We start from the raw sequence: 15,315 nt of genomic DNA on the forward strand, positions 1-15,315 counted from the left end.
CTTCTTCCGTATCCCGGATAATCCGGAGCTATCAAATGGTATTTATCCGATAAATCCATAATAAGGTTTCTAAACATATGCGATGATGTCGGATAACCGTGCAGCAGCACCAAAGTCGGGTTGTTTTTGTCTCCCGCCTCTCTGTAGAAAATTTCAACTCCGTTGATTTTTCTTGTGTGATAAGTCGTTTTCATAATATTTAATTAGTGTTTATTAAAGGGGGATGCCATTGGAAAATCCAACGTGGTTTCGGCAACGTTGTTGAGATAGTTGGTCAAAACATTTATTGCTATTGCGGCAATAATTTCAACAATTGCTGCATCATCGTAACCTGCGGCTTTTACCTTCTCCACTGCCATAGTACTTACTTGCCCTTTCAGAAGTACAACTTCTTTGACAAACTTCAATCCGGCACTGATTTTAGCATCAACGGAAACCGCCTCCCTAGCCAATTCAATAGACTGTATGTCTAAACCCAGCTTATTTGCCAGCGTGGAATGGGCTGCATTACAATAATCACAGCCATTAACAGAAGCTACGGTAAGAGCAATCAATTCATTGAAATCATTACCAATACTAGATTTCGAAAGAGCCTGATCAAAGGCAATATAACCTTCAAGAACGGTGGGTGAATTACCCATAGTGCGCATTACATTGGGAATAAAGCCCATCTTGGAATTGATAGTTTCAAAAAGTTCGTTTAGTTGTCCATTGGCCTTCTCGGGTTCTATTGCTTTTAAACGTGTCATGATGATTTAATTTTAACTTTATTGGATAAGTATTTTTTACAATACAAAGTTGCATCAATAACAATGGCTCGGGTTAGACAGATTTTCCAAAACTGTTAACCTTTTTTCCAAAACTTTCTTCCATAAGATATTGGTTTTGATATAAAGAAATAAAAAAGAGGTGCTGTAGCAGCGCCTCTTAGAAGTTCGAAAATAGATCCGATATAAAATTATAGCGATTAACAATCAAGCACTGAACTGCTGATTATCGGGCATAACAGTTAATTCCTTAATTTTTTCGCGATAATGCAATGGGGAGATACCCTCTTTATTTTTAAAGAATCTACTAAAGGTCTGAATGTCTTCATAACCCAGGTCATAAGCTATTTCTTTTATAGATTTATCTGTATGACGAATCTGATTTCTTGCATCTGCCATAATGCGGTCATGAATAAAATCTTTAGGGGGACATCCCATTACAAGTGAAAATAAAATAGACAACGTTTTGGGAGACTTATTTAATTTTGAGGCGTAAAATGCCACATCATGGTGCTCAAAAAAATGATCTTCAACCAAAAAATTAAATGAACTCACAAGATCCGGCAGATATTTTTTCTGTTTCTCACACTGCTGCGTTTTACAGCAAAACCTAAGGATTCTCTTCAGAAGTAATGACAACATATCCTTTTGCAGGGTATCAGCCGAATTCATTTCGTTATAAAAAAATGACCACGCACTTTCCAAATGATCTAATTGTTCTTCATCTATTGCTATAATTTTTAATTGTCCACCAGAAAAATCACACAAACTTCTTAGATCTATATTATTATCCTGTCCTGAGCTGCACAAGGCCTTGCTGAATCTGAGCATTCTTGCCGATATTAAATCAATACCTTCTATACGATGAAATGAATTTAGAAAGAATATTGCATTCTTAGATATTTCATAACATGCCTTGTCAATATTAACCTGCATGGTTCCTCCTCTATTCCAAATCATTGTCAGCTCTGCTGGATCAATATCAAAAATAGCAGATTTACTATTTGAATCTATTTCCGCTATTGTCAAAAACTCATTTAAATTAGTATTGTTAATCATAATAGTCGAGATAAAAAGTTAGTAAAAAGAAAGGCCCCGCATCACAAACAGAAACCGCTAAAATTATATTTCAAAATTGCGTTTTTAAATCGACTATCATTTTACATTATCATCCAATATTTTTGACTTTTTCATTCATTATCACTTTCTTTTATATCAAAAGTAAAATATTATGTACAAAATTGAAAAAGCGCATTCTTAAAGCAATTGATTGTCTTCATTGAGATAAAACACATGCTTTCTTTTTAAATACAAGGCAAGCATAAATACAAAAGCCTTTATTTCAAAAAAATATTTATATTTTAAATAAAAATTTAACTGGAATTATAAATAAAAATCACTGTAATTAACAATCAATTGAAAAAAAATTGTAAATTAACATTTAATTAACCCCATAGCTGTTGTTGTTTTTTAAATAATAACCTACAAATATTCAGACTAAAATGGCCTGTAAATAGTATGCAATTGAATACTGTTTTTTCTGGGGACCAATCATCTTCTGACGTCAGGCTTTTAATGTATTCCGTTAGTTTAATATTTTAGGTATATGCGATCAATTACAAGTAAAAACCGAATGTTGGAGGATCTTAGCAGTGATATTTCCAATTCGCGCAGCAAAAAAGAATTGTTATATGTTATCTGCCAGACACTAAAAAAGTTTATCCCTTTTGATGACAGTTTTATTCTGCTTTACAATAAAGAGAAAAAAACCTGTAAGACCTTTATTTTTTATGCCGGAGAAAAAAGATCGGAGCGTTCCGATTTTGAGCAGCAGCTCGAAATCGAATATCCACTTGAAAATACGGAGCAAGAAGATGAGTTCCCTTCTGTACAGGATGTTGAAGTATTGGTTAAACAAGGAAATACTGATGTTCAATTCATACATGACGCCGGAATAAAGGAATTTGTTACTCTAAAGCTTTATGACAAAAATCAATTTATCGGATTATTTGTCCTGCTTTCAGAAAATAAGGGTGCTTTCACTGCCGAGAATCTCAACCTACTTCAAAATATCTCGTATCAAATAGCCTCTGCCACCGTAAATATTATCTCCAATGAAGAAATCACAAGACAGCATCATGAAAAGAATATACTGCTTTCATTAACAGGTGAAATTGCCAGTGTGAGAAATCGAAACGATTTACACGAAGTTTTGAACGGCTCTCTTAAAAAGATCTTCCAAATTAAAGAATACGCACTTTCAAAAATAAGCAGTGATGGGAAAACTTATGATAATTTCATATTGGATGCTAAAAAAATTACCCGCAGTCATACCCATTTTGAAGATATAATTCACAGACAATACAGTGTGGATGACCCGCTATTCAGTCAGGTCATGAAAACCAACCACTCTCTGATCTTTAATATAAATGAAATAGCGGCAATTCCCGGAATGCCGCAGTATGTAGCTCTATGGCATTCCGTTGGGATCAAAACAATTGTCGCAATCGCACTGCGCGCCAGCGGAAAAGATATAGGATGTGCCTATTTCAGCTTTGAACTGGAAGAGTTGGATGATCTTAAGAAATACCTTTTAGAGGGTATAAGTTCTCAGCTTTCGGCAACCATGTCAAATATACTTGCCAACGAAGAAATCGAAAAAAGGGAAGAAGAAAAAACAATCCTGCTCTCCCTTAGCAGTGAACTCTCTGTAATAAAAAACAGGAATGATTTGCTGGAGATTGTAAATGGCCGGATAAAAAAATTATTTTCAATAGAAGAACTGGCAATTGCTAAAATAGATGATAACGGAAGAACCTACAGTGCATTCATGCTTGATTTAAGTGAAAATATCACAAATGACGTTGAATTTGAAGCAACCACATCAATCCCCTATAATATAAGCGATCCACTGTTCAGTAAAACAATCAAATCAAATGATCCGGTCATATTTCAGGTCAATGAAATTGTAAAGGATCCCCAAATGCCCGCATTTGTTCATTTTTGGAAAAAAATGGGATTGGAACTTGTCCTTTGTGCACCGATGAGAGCCGGGGGCAAAAATATCGGTATGCTTGTGATGCATATTGATACAAATAAAACATTAAGTCCTAAAAATAGTTTACTGAAAGGCGTTTTAGCTCAATTATCGATAGCAATCTCCAATATATTGGCCAACGAAGAAATCATTAAAAGGGAAAAAGAAAGAGAACTTCTTCTCTCCCTGAATCTTGCTATCGCGGCTGTGAGAAATAATGATGAACTATTGCAGGTTATATCCCAGCGGTTGAAAAAAATACTGGGGTTCAGTCATACTTTAATAGCGTTGATCAATGACGACAAAAATACTGTAAGCGCATTTCTTGTGGACCCTAAATCTAAAAGCAAAGAACATCCAATTTATGAGCAAGCTACGACCAAAAAATTCCTTCTCAATGACGGTATCTTAGATCTTGCGTTGTCAAATGCATCTGTCTCACTTTTTAATTTAAAAGAGCTTTCCGAAAATCGGGAACTTCCCTTATATCTTAAGGTAAATTTCGAAAGTGGTATAAACCAGGCAGCAGTAATGCGATTTTGCAGAGCTGGGGAACCTTTTGGATTTTGGTTACTTTTCTATGAAAAAAATATTATGCCAAATCACAAGTGGCAGAGTCTCCTAGAGGGATTGACCAATCAAATTTCCATCGCCCTTTCCAATATTATTGCTAGTGATGAAATTATAAAAAAGGATTATGAAAGAAAGCAGCTGCTAATGTTTAATATGGATCTGGCTGCTGTGCAGACCGACAGAGAACTGATGCTTGTCATTAATGAAAAACTAAAAAAAATAGTGGGATTCAGCCATGTGCACCTTACTGTAATCAATGACGACGAAATCTCCGTAACACCTTTTTTATACGATCCTGAATCAAAAAGCAGGAACCATCCACTTTATAAAAATTTAAAAGGAAGCAAATTCCTTATTCAGGACGGGATATTAAATAAATCATTCGAAACCTCACAACCCACAATGATTGATTTTGAGCAATTGAAAAAAGAACAGGAACTTCCATTATACGCTCTTATTAATTATGAAAGCGGCATTCATCAGGTAGTTACAACCAGATTTACAAATGGGGACCGCATCTTTGGTTTTTGGATGCTCTTTTTTGATAAAAAAATTGCATTTGATCACCATCAAGTTAGCCTTATAAAAGGTATTTCGGATCAAATTTCCATTGCTCTTTCGAATATTATTGCAAGTGAGGAAATCAAAAAAAGAGAGTATGAAAGAAATACGCTGCTACTTCTTAATATGGATCTTGCAGCAGTGCGCACCAACGAGGATTTAATGTTTGTGATTACTGAAAAACTAAAAAAAATACTCCATTTCAGCCACGCGCATTTGGTTCGAATAAATGATGACAGAACTACGGTGACCCCCTATCTGTATGATCCACATTCAAAAAGCCAGAACCACCCTCTTTATAAAAAATTAAAAGGGAATAAATTTGCAATAGCTGACGGGATTTTAGATAAATCAATAATAACAGCAGATCCAACACTAGTCGATTTCGAGGAGTTGTCTAAAGAACAGCAGCTTCCCCTTTACGGCATAATTAATTATGAAAGCGGCATAAAACAGTGTGTTACAACCAGATTTATCAGCGGAGATATTGTTTTTGGCTTTTGGATGATGTTTTTTGATAAAAAAATTGTTTTTGATTCACATCAATCCAGTCTTATAAAAAGCATATCAGATCAAATGTCTATCGCAATTGCAAATATCTTTGCGAATCAGGAGATAGAATCTCAGGAAAGGGAAAAATCAATGTTGTTGGAATTCAGCAACGCCATAGCATCAGTTAGAGATAATCTTTCATTATCGCTGATTCTTGCCCAACAGTTTAAAAAAATTTTCAACATTGATCAGTATAGTATCCATCTACTGAGTGAAGATAAGAGTACACACACACCAGCTTATTATGATCCACAAGCGGAATATGCAAAACACCCTGCTTTCCTAAAAATGATAGATAGTCCTACTGATGTCAATGATGGTGTATTTAATATTGTTCTCAGTTCAGACAACCCTGTTGCCTTTAATCCTCAAAAATGGACTAGTTTGGAAACCTCACCCGTTTATGCCAAATTCGCTGTAGATAACAATTTGAAACAAGTTACCGGAATGAGAATAAGACTTGGAGAAGAAAACATAGGACTGCTCTACTTCAGCCATGAGGAATCTTTCCTTCCTGTCTCTAAGTATCCACTTGTAAAAAGTATTTCCTCTCAGGTGGCAGTAGCCATTTCCAATATCACTGCCCGTGAGAAAATACTCAATCAGCTGAAAGAAATCAAACAGTATAAAAAGCAGCTTGAGGAAGAGAACATATATCTGCAGGAGGAGATTGTAAATACACAGAATTTCGCTGAAATGATAGGTGAAAGCAGCGAAATGAAAAAAGTATTCCATATGGTAAACCAGGTAGCCCCCTCGGACAGCACTGTTTTGCTTCTTGGAGAAACCGGTACGGGAAAAGAATTAATAGCAAGGGCCATTCATAATTCATCCCCCCGTTACAATAAACTTATGGTCAAAGTAAATTGCGCGGCACTACCCGCAAATTTAATTGAAAGTGAATTGTTCGGTCATGAAAGAGGCAGTTTCACCGGAGCGACAGAGCGCAGGATTGGAAAATTTGAACTTGCCAACAATGGTACATTATTTCTGGATGAAATCGGAGAAATGCCATTGGAACTGCAGGTAAAGCTACTGCGGGCCTTGCAGGAAAAAGAAATAGAGCGTCTCGGAGGAAAAACTACAATCCAGGTCGATGTTCGTATTATTGCCGCAACTAACAGAAATCTTGAAAAAATGATGGATGAGGGAACCTTTAGAAGTGATTTGTACTATCGATTAAATATTTTTCCCATCAACCTGCCTCCCCTTCGAGATCGCAAGGAAGACATTCCAGCTTTGGCGTCACACTTTATAAAGAGATTTTCAAAAAAAACAGGAAAGGCCATCTCCAGTTTAAGCAACAAAGCCTTGCAGGATATGATACAGTATAATTGGCCGGGAAATGTTAGGGAACTTGAACATTTGATGGAACGAAGTGTCCTTCTCGCCCAGGGAGACACTATCAAAGGAATATTGCTTCCTTCAAAGAATAACCCTGCAATAGTTAAAGAAGATGATACATTAGAGATCAAAACCATGGATGATTACGAACGTAGTTATATAATGAAAATACTAAAATATACCGGTGGAAGAATCGCAGGATATGGTGGTGCTGCAGAGTTATTGGGCATCCCGCCTACAACTTTGCATTCCAGAATGAAGCGTCTGGGGATCAAAAAAGAACACATCAGCAGTCAGTAATAATTTGTAAACACCTTTTTTGATAAAATGAATTATGCCTATTTAAAATCGTTTGCAGCACCGGAATTTAACCTGAATTCCGTAGGGGTCTGTCCAAAATATGACTTGAAAAGCCTTGAAAAATGTGCTATGCTTTCAAAGCCCAGGGTATAACAGATATCTGTTATTGTAAATTTGGTAGTAAGAAGCATCTCACTGGCTTTTTTAAGTCTTTTTTCTCTCATCCATTGTGATGGAGGCATATTATATATCGTGTGAAATTCTCTTCTGAAACTGGACTGGCTTCTGCCTGTCAAGGTGCAAAGTTCATCTATTGAAACCGAATTCATAACATTTTGCTCTATGATAGCCTTGAAATTATTGGCTACATTGGTCTTTACAGCAAAGAATTGGTTGAGAATTTCTCTGCTTGTGCTCGCTACATGAAAAAGTAGTTCAAAAAGTTTTACTTTAAGAAGAACCGTATTGGACTTCTCAAAATAATGATCAAGAGAATCAATATAATTAAGAAAGCGGTTATCAAATCCTTTTATGGTAACCGCAGGATAAGATTCATCACCCAGGATTGATAAAGACATCAATTTTACAAATTCCAAAAAGAATTGGTCCTCAAGTGAAAATAAATAATAACATACTTCATTAGAATTCCCAGGACACCCAGTTTCATATTCTACCAAAATATCTTTTCTGAGAAAAGCCATCTGATTGTCCATTATTTCATAAGTACTGGATCCATGCCTAAAAACCATAGTTCCTTGTGTTACGAAAAGCAATTTATTGGTATTGGTATAGAAGGAACCTTTACAAGCTTCATAGCATCCTCCTGACTCAACCACAATATCATTCTCAAGCATCAAATGTCTGCTGCTTAATTCGAAAATTCTGTTTTTTTGGGGAGTGCTTTTGGCCATTGGTTCCATAATAATTTTTTTTTTAGAATTAACCTGCTTACCATCGCTTTATGTTCCAAAACGCATGCCAATACACAATAAACTGACAATCAATATATTATATAAAATAAATTAAAATTGAACTGACTATATATCGCCAAAATACGATTACCCGTACGATATTAAGTCAGCAATGGCTCTATTTCGTATAATTTTCTTTCCTATGAAAAAATATTTCTTCGAATTTTAGACTAAAAAAGAAAAATTTTAAAAACTAAAGGATACTGCTCATGCCATGACACCGTTCATGAAAAATTATTTGATTCAGGAAAAATTGCCAACCCTAATGGAAAATTTGCCTAACCGCATCAATATGTAACCTTGTAACTTCGTATATTAATTTATCATCAAACATATACGCCAATTTTACCCGTAGAGCTAAATGCTCTCTGTAGCGCCAATCTTAGAATCTGAAATGAAAATTGTACCAATGAAAATCAACAAGAAAATTGCAGATCCTAACTTAGATCCTGTCACTGACGAACTTAACAAACTCCTTGCTGACGAAATAGTGTTGTTTATAAAAAATAAAAATTATTATTGGAATATTGAAGTTGAGAATTTTTTTGAAATTCGTGAGTTTTATGAGAACCAGGCTGTTCAACTGGAAAAAATAATCAATCTGACAGCCCATCATATCCGAATACATAGGGGCCAGACACAAAACAGAATGTCTGATTATTTACGCATAACCAACTTACTTGAACATCCCTACAGCAGATTCAGCAGAGATCAATTAAAATATTTACTGGCTTCACACGAAACCATTATAAACAATCTTAGGCGACTCATAGCGATATTTTCCCACAAGAGCACCAATATAGGTGCAGCATCGTTTGTGAAGAAAATACTTTTAGAACATGAAAAAATGGCCTGGATGATAAGGTCTTATCTCAATAAGCTGCCTTAATTCCAAATAAATTCTGTTCTTAGGCCCTCATTAGAAAAATCTTAAATTAATGCAATTTGGCAATTTTATAAATAGTAATAGTAAGAAAAAAAAAATGGAAAATTTCAATTCACTCATAGACGCAATCCAACAGTATCGCGAACAAGGATATGTTGAGGACTTCAATCTTAAACAAAATTGCCTGGAATGTCGCAGTGGACAATACAAGGTACTGCCTGACCAGTTTAATATTGACAAATATTACCGGTTTGATCAAGATACAAATCCTGATGATGAATCTATTATCTATGCGATCTCCTCGGATCAATATGAACTAAAAGGCATTTTAATTAATTCTTATGGGATATATAGCGAACCAATTGCTGATGAAATGTTGTCCAAGCTAACTAACACATAACATAAATTTCTATTATGTCGGTACATGGAACTGGTCCAAACAGCCTTATACAGAAATAAATCAAATGTCAAAGGAAGTAGCATAGCTGCCGCCCATGCCTTTGCACCCTCTGGAAGCCGAATAATCACAGTATTGGAAAAACTGCTGGATGAAAAAGGATACGCAAGAGTTTTAAATTGATATGCGCAGCCGCAGGTCAGCGAACCACAGTGATTATTGAAAAGTAACATTTTGGTTCCCTATTTGCGAAAAACCAATAATATTAACGATATATCATCACTTAAATTGTTTCTAATTAAAGCAAAAACCTTAAAAATCAGACATTTTCATAAAGGCATATCTTTTGGACATTCCAAAAAAAACAGCTTTTTCATTATTCACCTTTAATACCCTTAATTATGCAAAATGATATTTATCAAATCAAAAGACTGCTGAATACTAAAAATGGGACTTTTTCGTATTACAGCCTTCAGGAAATGGAAGATCAGGGATTTAATATAAAAAAAATGCCCTTTTCCATCCGGATTCTTTTAGAAAATGCATTACGTAATTTTGATGATTTTGCAATTACAAGAGAAAATATTGAAACACTTTTAAACTGGAAGCCTGAAGCATCCGATAAAGATATCCCATTTAAGCCTGCACGTGTTTTGATGCAGGATTTTACGGGTGTCCCTGCAGTTGTCGATATTGCATCACTCAGGGCAGAAGTAGCCCGAAGAGGAAAAAATCCCGATGAAATAAATCCGCTTATACCTGTAGATTTGGTAATCGATCACTCAGTGCAGGTAGATTATTTTGGAACCGAGTACTCCTATTCCCGAAATATGGACGAAGAATACAAACGAAATTCCGAACGATATGAATTTCTAAAATGGGCGCAGGAGTCTTTTAGCAACTTTAGCGTAGTGCCTCCGGGAATGGGAATCTGCCATCAGGTGAATTTGGAATATCTTTCACAAGGTGTAATAGAACGAAACGGCGAAGTATTCCCTGATACCCTTGTTGGAACCGACAGCCATACACCAATGGTAAACGGTATCGGAGTAGTAGCCTGGGGAGTTGGCGGTATTGAGGCGGAAGCCGCAATACTTGGACAGCCCATTTATTTTATTATGCCTGAGGTGATAGGACTTAAATTAACGGGAAAAATTCCTTTAGGCTCAACTTCCACCGATATGGTACTTACCATTGCTGAGCTTCTTCGCAAATACGGAGTAGTTGGTAAATTTGTGGAAGTCTTTGGTCCAGGGCTGGATAGTTTAAGTGTACCGGATCGTGCAACCATTGGAAACATGTCCCCTGAATTTGGCTGTACTGTTACTTATTTTCCCGTAGATGATAAAACTTTGGAATACATGAAACTCAGTAATCGTTCAGAACAGCAGGTCACACTTGTAGAAGATTATTGCAAAGCCAACCTTTTGTGGCGGACAGGAGACGAATCCATCAATTATACTGATATACTGGAGCTTGATCTCTCGACTGTTGAACCTACCATTGCTGGTCCGAAAAGACCACAGGATAAAATTCTTCTAAAAAATCTTCAAACTTCTTTCACCGATCTTATTGATAAACACTTTGGCAGAAAGTACGCACCACAAAAACAAATAACACGCTGGTACGGAGAAGGAGGATCTCAGCCCATTCAAGGCGAGAGCTCAGTGCCAAAAGATACGAAGATCGAACAAAAAATAGAAAATGGCACCAAGAGTGTGGCGGTAACTTTAGGGTCAGAGCAATTTGTACTCGCTGACGGAGCGGTTGCCATCGCGGCAATTACCTCCTGTACCAATACATCAAATCCGTTTGTTATGATCGGCGCGGGTCTGGTTGCAAAAAAAGCCAGGGAAAGAGGGCTCAATGTAAAACCATGGGTAAAAACATCATTGGCACCCGGTTCTAAAGTAGTGACAGATTATCTGACAAAAGCAGATCTGATTGGTGATCTTGAAGCATTGAAATTTCATGTCGTAGGATACGGCTGTACTTCCTGCATCGGAAATTCAGGTCCATTGCCTTCACATATTGCAAAAGCCGTAGAGGAGCACGATCTTGTGCTTGCTTCAGTTCTATCTGGAAACAGAAATTTTGAGGCACGAATTCATCCACAGGTGAAAATGAACTTCTTAATGTCCCCGATGCTCGTCGTGATTTTTGCGCTTGCCGGCCGTATTGATATAGACCTCATTAATGAGCCCGTTGGTTATGATTCCAATCTGCTTCCTGTTTACCTCAAAGATTTATGGCCGACAAATGACGAAATAAATAAAGTGCTCAGCGAGGTATTATCCCCTAAACAGTTCGCAAATAGTTATCAAACCATTTTTGATGGTAATCATACATGGCAGAACCTAGTAATACCCAAGCAAAAAATATATGAATGGGATGACAATTCAACTTACATAAAAGAAGCTCCATTTTTTAAAAATCTTCCTGACAATCCAAAACCCTTAGTGGATATCAGCAAAGCCCGTGCACTTCTGGTGCTGGGGGACAGCATTACCACAGATCATATCTCCCCTGCAGGATCCTTTAATGAAAAATCTGCAGCGGGTAAGTACTTGCTTAGTCGCGGTGTAGAAAAAGCTGACTTCAACTCTTATGGTTCCCGTCGTGGTCACGACCAGGTTATGATACGGGGAACATTTGCCAACGTGCGTATTAAAAATGCATTGGCAGAAAAGGAAGGCGGATTTACACCCTTTCTTCCAACAGGTGAAGAGATGAGTATTTATGACGCTTCTGTTAAATATAAAGAATCTGAAACTTCCTTAATTATTCTGGCCGGAAAAGAATACGGAAGTGGTTCATCCAGAGACTGGGCAGCAAAAGGAACTTTTCTTTTGGGGGTAAAAGCAGTGCTTGCTGAAAGTTATGAAAGAATCCACAGAAGCAATCTGGTAGGAATGGGTGTTTTGCCACTACAATATAAAAATGGGGAAAATGCCAAAAGTATAGGTCTTACCGGTCGGGAAATTTTTACTATCACAGGAATAGCAGAAGACATCAAACCTTTAAAGGAAGTAACCGTTGTTGCAGAAAAAGTGGATGGTGGAAAAATTAATTTTAATGTTATTGCAAGACTTGATTCTCAAATAGAAATCGAATACTACCGAAATGATGGTATACTGCAATATGTACTGAGACAATTTCTTCAAAAAGTATAACCTTTGCTATAAACTACAAGGAAATAATTCAAATTTTCTCTACTAAAAAAAGGGATTTACTAATCGAAGATAGAGGAAATTTGAATTACTTTTTCAATTATAATTTTACTACTTAAACCAAAATTTCATTCAAACGTTATTTCCAGCCTAAATTAGTAAACCCGATAACTTTTTTATTTTACTTTCGATGCCTTTACAATTATGTCTGCAACCTCAGCTGCATGTGACATATAAACCACATGGCTTGATTGAATCTCCACAATAGTGCTTTTTGCTCTTTGGTACATTTTACGTTGCAGGTCGGGATGTATATTTTTATCCTGCAAGGTTACAATCGCAAAACTTGGTTTTGTTTTCCACGCCGCATTTGTAAGGGGCGTTGCAAATGATGCCGCTATGATGGGCACTTGTGAGGCTTCCATAAAATCACTTTCCTTTTTGCTAAGATCAGCACAAAAACCAGCATGGTATTTAGCTTTGTCATACCACAAATATCCTTGCTTATCTGGTCCGATTATCCCATTTTCAGGAGCTGGAGGATAGGTAGAAGCCCAAGTAGCAACGCTCTCACCCACGTCAGGCAAAAAGGAAGCTATATAAACCAGACTTACCACTTTAGGGTCTGTCCCTGCTTCTGAAATCACTGCTCCCGACCATGAATGTCCTACCAAAACAACCGGCCCTTCAAATTTATCCAATACCCTTTTAACTGCAGCAGCATCCTCAGCAAGTCCTGTTAAAGGAAGCTGTGCAATTCGAATGTTATATCCTTTTTTGATTAGTATCTCATATATACTCTTATATCCGGATCCATCGGCGAAAGCACCATGCACCAAAAGGATATTTTTACTAACCACCTCCTGAGCTGCCGCTTTTTGGACAGCTGAGAAACTTAAAATGCAGATTGCCATTACAATCAGACTTCTTACAGATTTAAATTCAATCATTTTCATATGTTTTATTTTTAAATTCTTTTTGCCACTGTTGACAATACAAATTTGCAACTCTTAACGCTTCTAATGTTTGGCATACTTTCCCTAACTGTTAACCATTTTTCCCTATTATACTTTTTTTACAGATTTATATATTATATGTCAAATTCTGCAAACTGTTTTTACCAGTTACTTCCACATTTAAAATTATACCTAATCTAAAAAAAGGAATCATACAAAAAAGTGAAGTGCAGGGAATCGAGAATCATAGATACAAAATTACATACACCAGCTTATTTCAATAGGTCAAAGAAAAAGAGGCTGTTTTCAAATTGAAAACAGCCTCTTTTTTAGTGGGTCACTACTCCTGAGAGTTTCTTACTGAATAAAACAACATCTGTAAAGTTGGAATAACAATAAGTGCAATCGTTAAAACAGCTGCATCACCACTTTACTTTATTCATTCTCATTAGCAAAACTATAGTCCATATAGCCTGCAGCGCCTCCAGTATATAGCAAATCTGCGTTTGGAGCCGATAATGCAAATCCATTACGGTATCTTTCAACTAAATCAGGATTCGCAACAAATGGCAAACCATAGACTATCAAATCTGCATTTTGACTGCGTAACAGGGCATCGCCCGATTTAGAATCAAGACCACCGCCAATCATAAGTGTCCCTTTATATAAAGGACGGAAGTATGCCGCAACATCGGAAAAAGCCTCTGCAGGAGTTCCTTCTGTTCCGGGAATCCCCACTACATGCAGATAAGCAAGATCAAATTGATTTAAGGCTTCAGTTAAATACCTAAATGTAGGCTCTGTATCGGCATTAGGCTTTAATGTTCCTGAACTGCTTGCAGGGCTGATTTTTAAACCCACTCTTCCTTTCCCCCAAACACTAATAACAGCTTCTATAAGTTCAAGTACAAAGCGACTTCTGTTTTCAGGGGATCCTCCGTATTGATCAGTGCGCTGATTTGTGGCCGAACTCAAAAATTCAGGTAAAAGAAATACGTGTCCTCCATGAATTTCCACACCATCAAAACCAGCTTTTTTTGCGTTAAGACTTGCAAGCCTAAAATCTTCTATTATACCTTTAATGTCTTCAATTGTCATTTCGCGTGGCATCGGTGTATTCTGAAATCCGTTCACAGTATAAGTCATCTCTTCAGGATTAATGGCAGAAGGCGCCATAGGAAGATTGCCATTAAGATGATCCGGATGAGACACAGCTCCAGAATGCGCTATCTGAAGAAATATCTTGCCATCATTTTTGTGTACCGCCTGAGTAACATTACTCCATGCTTCCACCTGCTGATCATTGTAAATACCTGGCACATTGATGAATCCAATCGCATCAGGACTGATCCATGTTCCCTCGGTAATAATCAAGCCAGCTGAAGCGCGTTGTGCATAATATGAAGCCATCATGTCAGTGGCAAGAAGTTCTGTATTTGTAGCACGACCCCTTGTCATTGGTGCCATAACTATACGATTTTTTAAAGTTAGATCACCTAATTGGTAATCTGAAAATAATTTGTTGTCCATTGTAACCTTTTTTAAATTATGCATTAAAACTAGTGAAAGCCTGATCCATGCGACCCACTTAAAATACCTTTTTTGAATTGTTGATCATATTTGCAATTAATGCATTTCATCAGTCCAAAATTTTTCCTTTTGAGTGTAATTAATAAGATAATCTTAAAATCCGATGCATTAAATGTTGATTACAAAATTAGAAGAAAGCAAGATGGGACCTCATTGACATATGATAAAAAAGGAATTGATATATATCAATGATAACATCCAAAAATTCATA

General features: G+C 36.6%; 11 protein-coding genes. 5 read left to right on the plus strand and 6 right to left on the minus strand.

Going from position 1 to position 15,315, the window contains the following annotated elements; genetic code table 11:
• From ACWA1B_RS18710 to ACWA1B_RS18720, 3 genes are all read right to left on the minus strand, one after another.
• Positions 1–194, minus strand: a 194-nt coding sequence (locus tag ACWA1B_RS18710) for an alpha/beta fold hydrolase (protein ID WP_456909546.1), incomplete at its 3' end; no start/stop codon positions are given.
• 9 nt (positions 195–203) lie between these two features.
• On the minus strand, positions 204–749 hold the full coding sequence (locus ACWA1B_RS18715) for a carboxymuconolactone decarboxylase family protein (RefSeq protein WP_456909548.1): 546 nt from the start codon (positions 747–749) through the stop codon (positions 204–206).
• 225 nt (positions 750–974) lie between these two features.
• The gene (locus ACWA1B_RS18720; RefSeq protein ID WP_456909550.1) at positions 975–1,826 is read right to left on the minus strand and encodes a helix-turn-helix domain-containing protein; all 852 of its coding nucleotides are present in this window, start codon (positions 1,824–1,826) and stop codon (positions 975–977) included.
• A gap of 547 nt (positions 1,827–2,373) precedes the next feature.
• Between ACWA1B_RS18720 and ACWA1B_RS18725 the strand changes: the two genes are divergently transcribed.
• Positions 2,374–7,134, plus strand: coding sequence for a sigma-54-dependent Fis family transcriptional regulator (locus ACWA1B_RS18725; protein WP_456909552.1), 4,761 nt, complete (start codon positions 2,374–2,376; stop codon positions 7,132–7,134).
• A gap of 38 nt (positions 7,135–7,172) precedes the next feature.
• Here the strand turns inward: ACWA1B_RS18725 and ACWA1B_RS18730 are convergent, their stop codons facing one another.
• Positions 7,173–8,054: a helix-turn-helix domain-containing protein gene (locus ACWA1B_RS18730; RefSeq protein ID WP_456909554.1), complete on the minus strand. Its 882-nt coding sequence runs from the start codon at positions 8,052–8,054 to the stop codon at positions 7,173–7,175.
• A gap of 460 nt (positions 8,055–8,514) precedes the next feature.
• Between ACWA1B_RS18730 and ACWA1B_RS18735 the strand changes: the two genes are divergently transcribed.
• The 4 genes from ACWA1B_RS18735 to acnA all read left to right on the plus strand — a co-directional run bounded on the left by ACWA1B_RS18735 (position 8,515) and on the right by acnA (position 12,561).
• Positions 8,515–8,994: a Dps family protein gene (locus tag ACWA1B_RS18735; protein ID WP_456909556.1), complete on the plus strand. Its 480-nt coding sequence runs from the start codon at positions 8,515–8,517 to the stop codon at positions 8,992–8,994.
• Positions 8,995–9,088: 94 nt separating this feature from the next.
• A complete protein-coding gene (locus tag ACWA1B_RS18740; protein WP_456909558.1) occupies positions 9,089–9,391 on the plus strand; it encodes a phosphoribosylpyrophosphate synthetase in 303 nt (100 codons plus the stop codon).
• 24 nt (positions 9,392–9,415) lie between these two features.
• The gene (locus ACWA1B_RS18745) at positions 9,416–9,571 is read left to right on the plus strand and encodes a hypothetical protein (protein ID WP_456909560.1); all 156 of its coding nucleotides are present in this window, start codon (positions 9,416–9,418) and stop codon (positions 9,569–9,571) included.
• 218 nt (positions 9,572–9,789) lie between these two features.
• Positions 9,790–12,561 (plus strand): aconitate hydratase AcnA, encoded by a 2,772-nt coding sequence (acnA, locus tag ACWA1B_RS18750; protein WP_456909562.1) that lies wholly within the window; start codon positions 9,790–9,792, stop codon positions 12,559–12,561.
• A gap of 173 nt (positions 12,562–12,734) precedes the next feature.
• Here acnA and ACWA1B_RS18755 read toward each other — a convergent pair whose 3' ends face one another.
• On the minus strand, positions 12,735–13,394 hold the full coding sequence (locus ACWA1B_RS18755; RefSeq protein WP_456909564.1) for an alpha/beta hydrolase: 660 nt from the start codon (positions 13,392–13,394) through the stop codon (positions 12,735–12,737).
• A gap of 555 nt (positions 13,395–13,949) precedes the next feature.
• Positions 13,950–15,068 carry an alkene reductase gene (locus ACWA1B_RS18760; protein ID WP_456909566.1) on the minus strand — a complete coding sequence of 373 codons (1,119 nt, stop codon included), beginning with the start codon at positions 15,066–15,068 and terminating at the stop codon, positions 13,950–13,952.
• Positions 15,069–15,315: the final 247 nt, after the last annotated feature.

It is taken from the genome of Flavobacterium xizangense (assembly GCF_054075145.1).